Origin of the sequence: Pseudonocardia kujensis (assembly GCF_021283305.1) — a bacterium.
GTDB lineage: Bacteria > Actinomycetota > Actinomycetes > Mycobacteriales > Pseudonocardiaceae > Pseudonocardia > Pseudonocardia kujensis.
Map to the genome: position 1 here is coordinate 47,745 of NZ_JAJSOK010000054.1, position 6,572 is coordinate 54,316.

Annotated in this window: 4 protein-coding genes; 1 reads left to right on the top strand and 3 read right to left on the bottom strand. The window is 77.3% G+C overall.

The window, feature by feature from the left end:
* Positions 1-29: 29 nt before the first annotated feature.
* Positions 30-1,640, top strand: coding sequence for a flavin-containing monooxygenase (locus LWC35_RS28630; protein ID WP_232873382.1), 1,611 nt, complete (start codon positions 30-32; stop codon positions 1,638-1,640).
* On the opposite strand, the gene LWC35_RS28635 is transcribed toward LWC35_RS28630, so the two are convergent.
* From LWC35_RS28635 to LWC35_RS28645, 3 genes are all read right to left on the bottom strand, one after another.
* Positions 1,613-2,872: an MFS transporter gene (locus tag LWC35_RS28635; RefSeq protein WP_232873383.1), complete on the bottom strand. Its 1,260-nt coding sequence runs from the start codon at positions 2,870-2,872 to the stop codon at positions 1,613-1,615. The genes LWC35_RS28630 and LWC35_RS28635 overlap by 28 nt on opposite strands.
* 64 nt (positions 2,873-2,936) lie before the next feature.
* On the bottom strand, positions 2,937-4,496 hold the full coding sequence (locus LWC35_RS28640; RefSeq protein WP_232873384.1) for an FAD-dependent monooxygenase: 1,560 nt from the start codon (positions 4,494-4,496) through the stop codon (positions 2,937-2,939).
* A 45-nt stretch (positions 4,497-4,541) separates the two neighbouring features.
* Positions 4,542-6,572 (bottom strand): helix-turn-helix domain-containing protein (locus LWC35_RS28645; RefSeq protein ID WP_232873385.1); only part of this gene is annotated, 2,031 nt, incomplete at its 5' end.

Below are 6,572 nucleotides of genomic sequence, written 5' to 3' on the forward strand. Positions count from 1 at the left end.
CGCGCAGAGTGGGGTGGCGGGAGGGAACGATGACGTTTCGCAACGGTCCGGACACCGATCTGGACGTGGTGGTGGTCGGCGCCGGGTTCTCCGGCCTCTACGCCCTGCACAGGCTGCGCTCCGAGGGCTTCCGGGTGCGGGTGCTCGAGCAGGGCGGCGGGGTCGGCGGCACCTGGTACTGGAACCGGTACCCGGGCGCGCGGTGCGACTCCGAGAGCTACTACTACTCGTACTCGTTCGACGAGGAGCTCCAGCAGGAGTGGGAGTGGACCGAGCGCTACCCGGAGCATTTCGAGATCCGCGCCTACCTCGAGCACGTGGCCGAGCGGTTCGACCTGTACCGGGACATCGACCTGGACACCCGGGTCGAGTCCGCGGCGTTCGACGACGACACCTCGACCTGGACGGTGCGCACCGCCGACCGCACGCTGACCTGCCGGTTCCTGGTCACGGCCGTCGGCTGCCTGTCCACGGCGAACGTCCCGGACATCCCCGGGCTCGACACGTTCGCCGGCGAGTGGTTCCACACCGGGCGCTGGCCGCACGAGGGCGTGGACCTGGCGGGGAAGCGGGTCGGGATCGTCGGGACCGGCTCGACCGGGATCCAGGCGGTGCCGGTGGTGGCGGAGCAGGCCGCGCACCTCACCGTCTTCCAGCGCACCGCGAACTACAGCATCCCCGCGCGCAACGGTCCCGTCTCCGCCGCGGAGCGCGCCGAGGTGAAGGCCCGCTACGACGAGATCCGCCAGATCCAGCGCGAGTCGACGAACGGGCACCCGTTCCTGATCAGCGAGGTCTCCGCGCTCGCGGTCGACGAGGCGGAGCGGACGGCGATCTACGAGGCGGCGTGGGAGCGGGGGAGCCTGAAGTTCCGGGCCTCCTTCGCCGACCTGCTGACCAGCCGCGAGGCCAACGAGACGGCGTCGGACTACATCCGGGCCAAGATCCGCGGGATCGTCCGGGACCCGGAGACGGCCGAGAAGCTGACCCCGCGCGACCACGGCTTCGCCACCAAGCGCCCGCCGATCGACACGGACTACTTCGAGGCCTACAACCGGCCGAACGTCTCGCTCGTCGACGTCCGGGCCGACCCGATCCGGGAGATCACCCCCGCCGGGATCCGGACGAGCCAGGAGCACCCGCTGGACGTGATCGTCTTCGCGACCGGGTTCGACGCGATGACCGGGCCGCTGCTCGGCCTCGACATCCGGGGCGCGGGCGGGCTGCCGCTGCGCGAGAAGTGGTCCGCCGGGCCGGTGACGCACCTCGGGCTGCAGGTCGCCGGGTTCCCGAACCTGTTCACGATCACCGGGCCGGGCAGCCCGTCGGTGCTGTGCAACATGCCCACCGCGATCGAGCAGCACGTGGAGTGGATCGCGGACTGCCTCGTGCACCTGCGGGAGAAGGGCGTCTCGCGGATGGAGACCACCGAGGAGGCCGAGCGGGACTGGGTGGCGCACGTCAACGAGGTGGCGGAGCGGACGCTGCTGCCGCAGGCCACGACGTCGTGGTACCTGGGCGCGAACGTCCCGGGCAAGCCGCGGGTGTTCATGCCGTACGCGGGCGGCATGGCCGCCTACGCGCGGACCTGCGCGGAGGTCGCGGAGAAGGGCTACGAGGGCTTCGTGCTCTCGGCGTGACGCACGGCGCGGCGGGGGAGCGCCGCCGCGCCCGCGAGGATCACCAGCCCCGCAAGGGGGACGACGAGCAGGCCGGCGCGCAGCGAGGTCGCGTCGGCCACGAGCCCGACGACGGGGGGCGCCACCAGGAAGCCGATCCGCAGCAGCCAGCTGACGACCGTCAGGCCGGCCCCGGTGGGCAGCCCCGGCAGCTCGTCGGCGGCGTGCATGGCGGCGGGGATCAGCGTCGCCACCCCGAGCCCGGCCAGGCCGAACCCGGCGATGGTGCCCGGGACCGTCGGGAAGGCCAGGGCCAGCCCCATCGCGACGGTCACGATCGTCGCGCCGCCCCGCGCCACCGCCCGTTGGCCGAACCGGTCGACGAGCCGGTCGCCGACCACCCGGCCGAGGAACTCCAGCGCCTGCAGGGCCACGAACCCGAGGCCGGCCACCGCCGCGGCCGCGCCGAGGGTGCCGGACAGGTAGACGGCCGCCCAGGAGGCGCCCGCGTCCTCGACCAGGGCGCCGGCCGCGGCGATCACGCCGAGGACCAGCACGATCAGCAGCGCGCGCCCGCCCGCGCGGGACCGCAGGCGCGCCGGCGCCGCGGTGGGCTCGCGCTCGGCGTCCTCGGGGCCGGGCAGCAGGAACCGGTAGGCGACCAGCGCGACCGCCACGAAGATCCCGGCCGAGACACCCAGGTGCAGGCCGAGGGGGAACCCCAGCCCGGCGGCGGCGGACCCCATCAGCCCGCCCAGCACCGATCCGGCGCTCCACGTGGCGTGGAAGGAGTTGAAGATCGAGCGGCCGTAGCGGCGCTGGACCCGCAGGGCGTGCGCGTTCTGCCCGACGTCGACCACCGCGTCGGCCGCCCCCGCCACGAACAGCGCCCCGGCCAGCAGGCCCCAGCTCGGCGCCAGCCCGGCGAGCAGGATGCCGACGGCCACCACGACCATGCCGAAGCTCGCCACCCGCGCGGAGCCGAACCGCCGGACCAGGGCGGACGCCGTCAGTCCCGCGAGCAGGGCCGCGAACGGGAAGGCCGCCACGGCCGTGCCCAGCTGCGCGTTGCTCAGCTCCAGCGAGGCCTTGATCTCGGGATAGCGGGGGAGCAGGTTCGCGAACACCGCCCCGTTGGTGAGGAAGACGGCCGCGACCGCGATCCGCGCCCGCCGCTCCGTCCGCCCCGGGGCTGCGCCCGGTGCCCCGTCCGCCGCCCCGCCCGTCGTGCCGCTCGTCGTGCCGCTCGCCATCGGGAGGCAGCGTACGGAACGACCCGGGGGTTCCGCCCGTCGATTCGGACCTCGGGCCCGGAGATCATGCGGCGGACGCCACCGCGGGCTCCAGGCCGACCGCCCTGCCGACCGCCCGGGCCAGCGCCCGGGCGTGGTCGCCCGCGGTCTCCCGCGCGGCGGCGTCGTGCCGCCAGGCGATCACCCCGTCCGGCCGCACCAGCAGGGCGGAGCGCGGCTCGAGCCCGCAGCGGCGGGCGATCCGGTCGCCGACCGCCGGGACCGCGACGGGCACCGGCAGGTGCGCCGCCGCGGTGCGCCAGTGGGCGTCGACCGCCCCCGTGAACAGCGTGAACCCGGGTCCGAGCAGGTCCAGGGCGGCCCGGCGGCCGAGCTCGTCGCGCACCCGGACGTGCGGCAGGCGCTCGCCGGGCCGTGCGGTTCCGGTGCCGACGTGCACGTCCCCGTCGGCGGGGTCGGTCGCCACCGTGCACGAGCGGTAGGCCAGCCCGAGGTCGCCGGTGAGCCCGTCGATCGGGTCGGGCCCGCCCGGGCGCAGCGAACGCAGGGCCCGCGCCCGCCCGACCGGCTCGCGCTCCTCGGCGTACGAGTCGAGCAGCGCCGGGCCCGCCCACCCGCGGACCGTCCAGCCGAGGCGCCAGCCCAGCTCGTGGCCGTCGTGGATCGCGGTGTTCATGCCGTTGCCGCCGACCGGGGTCATCCGGTGCGCGGCGTCGCCGACCAGGAACCCGGGGCCGGAGCGCACGGCGGTCGCGACGGCGGCGGCCATCGTGAAGGTCTGTGTCCCCAGCAGCCGCGGCTCGAGGTGCGGCAGGCCCGTCGCCGCACGCAGCAGCCACCGCCACCAACCTGGCGTGGCGGCGGCCATGCGCTCGGCGCCGGTGCAGTCCGCGGTCCGCTGCCGGGCGTAGCACCAGCGGCCCCCGCCCACCGGCAGCAGCACGCCGGCGGCCTCGGCGTGCTCGAGGGTCCACAGCACGTGGGGGTCACGGGCGAAGATCGCGTCGACCCCCGACGGCGCGTCCGGGCGGAACAGGACCTGCGCGTAGTCGCCGAGCGTGCCGAGGTCGCGAATGCCGATGCCGAGGGCCGCACGCACCCGGCTGCGCGGCCCGTCGGCCCCGACGACGAACCGGGCCCGCACCCGCTCCCCGCCGGCCAGCCGCGCCTCGACCCCGTCGGTCACCGCGAGGTCGATCAGCGCGCTGTCGAAGCGGACCTCGCCGCCCCGGCGTCGCAGCTCCGTGACGAGGACGGGCTCCAGGTGGTCCTGCGGGCACAGCAGCGGGTGCGCCGGGCTGGCGCGCAGGGCGTCGCGCCGCGAGGGCCAGCCGACGTCGCGGTGCTCGCGCACGGGACCGGCGAGGGTCTCGGCGACGGCGACCCGGGGCGGCACGTCGCCGATCGCCCCGGCCAGCACCGCGTCGGTGAGCCCCCACTCGCGCACGATCTCCATCGTCCGGGTGCTCACGCCGGTGGCGCGCGGGATGGTCGAGGTGGTGCCGCGCCGCTCGACGACGAGGACCCGCGCCCCGTGCGTCACGGCGGCCAGGGCCGTGGCGAGGCCGGCGGGGCCCGCGCCGACCACCAGGACGTCGGTCTCGATCAGGCGGTTCGTCTGCATGGCCGGAAGCGTCCGCCCCGGCACCGCCCGCCGGATCCGTGAGGACTACGGAGTTTCGCCCCCGGCCCACCGGCGCAGCTCCGTGCGCCGGGCCGCGCCGGTCTTGGCCAGCAGGTTCGCGACGTGCGTCTCCACGGTGCGGCGGGACAGCACCAGCCGCCGCGCGATCTCGGGGTTGCTGAGCCCCCGCCCGACCAGGACCAGGACCTCGTACTCGCGCCGGGTCACGCCCTTCTCCCGCAGCCCGGCCGGGACCGTCGTGCCGTGCCGGCCCCGGGTGGGCGCGCCGGCGGCCCGCAGCAGGTCACGGCAGGTCCGGGCCTGCTGCTCGGCACCGGCCGCCTCGTGGGCGGCGAGATCGGCGCGCAACAAGGGGACGGGATCGTCCCAGCCGTCGCGCACCGCGCACTCGAGGACCATCGGCCGGAGCAGCCGCCGCCACCACGCCCGGCGCCCGAGCAGCCGGTCGCCGCGCACGCGCGCCTCCGCGGCCTCGGCCGCGCGCCCGGTCCGGCCCGCGGCGACCGCGTCGGCGTAGGCGAGCGCGGCACGGATCGAGCGGGACACGCCGGACGGGTGGGTGGTGAGCCGTTCGCGGGCCCGCGCGCCGCCGTCGAGCACGGCGTGGAGCAGCAGCCAGGCACCGACCGGGGCGATCATCGGCATCGCCCGGTCGGTCAGCACGAGGTCGATCTCCGCGTCGAACTCCCGGGCCGCGCGCGCCAGGTCGTGCTCGACGATCGCGCCGACGCCGCGGGCCAGGGCGGTCAGCGCACGGTTCCCCGGGGTCGGTTCCGGGACGGCGGCGAGGAGCGTCTCGGCGCCGACCGGGTCGCCGCCGGCGGCGAGCGAGTACGCGGTCTGGATCCGCGCGATGTCCACGAGGGCCGGCAGGTGCAGGCGGAGCGCGGTGTCGAGGGCGTGGCGGGAGTGCACCTCGCCCGCGGCCGGCCCCTCGGTCATCAGCGCGGCGTCGGCGACGATGATCTCCGACGCCGCCAGCTGGCCGAGCATCCCGGCGTCGCGGGCGAGGGCGCAGGCGAGCTCGAGGGTGGGCTGCTCGTCGGCGTCGAGGGCCTCCATCATCCCGGCCCCGGCCAGGGCGGTGACCCGCCACGGCAGCAGGCCGTGCTCGGCGGCGACCTGGGCGGCGCGGCGGAAGGCGGCGGTCGTGGCGGCCAGGTCGGTCCGCCAGCGGGTGCGGGCGAACACCCCGAGCGCCTCGCACAGGCTCTCGGGGTCGCCCGCGGCCTGGGCCCGCGAGACCGCCCGGGTCGGGAGGACCGCGGCCTCGTCCACGCGCCCCGCGCCGAAGGGGGCGTCGGCGAGCTGGACCGCGGAGCGCGGGTCGGCCGGTCGCCCCGCGCGCTCGACGAGGTCGTCGGCGGCGGCCCACCGCCCGGCGACGACGGCGGTGCGGGCGAGGTCGAGGCAGAGGGCGGCGTGCCCGTCGCCGGTGGTTCCGGACAGCCGGGCCGTGCCGAGGTCCAGCGCTTCGTGGGCGCGACCGGTCAGGGTGAGCACGCGGATCCGCTCCCGCAGCACCTCGGCGTCGAGCGGCGGGCCGGGGCCGGCTCGCCCGGCGGCGTCCAGGTGGTCGGCCGCCGCGCGCAGCGCGCCGCGGGCGGCCTCGGTCCGCGCCTCGCGCAGGTACAGCGCGGCCGCCCGGTCGGGCCGCCCGGCCTCGGCGAACAGCGCGGCGGCGGCCGGCCCGCCGTCCGCCTCCGCGAGCGCCTCGGCGGCGCGGGCCGCGAGCCGCGCCCGCTCGGGCGGCAGGAGCGCGGCGAGCACCGCCTCCCGGGTCAGGGCGTGCGGCCAGCCGAGCCCGCCGGCGTCGCGGACCAGCAGACCCTCGGCGACCCCGCCGCGCAGGGCCGCGCCGATCTCGTCCTCGGCGAGCCCGGCGACCGGCCCGAGGAGCCGCCAGTCCGGGGCGGCGCCGAGCACCGCGGCGGCCTCGACCGCGCGTCGCGCCGCCGGGTCCAGCGCGTCGAGCCGGCCCTCGACGAGCGCGGCGAAGGTGGGCGGGACCGGCGCGGCGGGAGCCGCCAGCAGCTCCTCGACCACGAACGGCAG

Excerpts from the sequence above, each read along its gene's own strand:
- LWC35_RS28630 (WP_232873382.1), top strand. The coding sequence starts at position 30 with ATGACGTTTCGCAACGGTCCGGACACCGATCTGGACGTGGTGGTGGTC.
- LWC35_RS28635 (WP_232873383.1), bottom strand. The coding sequence starts at position 2,872 with ATGGCGAGCGGCACGACGAGCGGCACGACGGGCGGGGCGGCGGACGGG.
- LWC35_RS28640 (WP_232873384.1), bottom strand. The coding sequence starts at position 4,496 with ATGCAGACGAACCGCCTGATCGAGACCGACGTCCTGGTGGTCGGCGCG.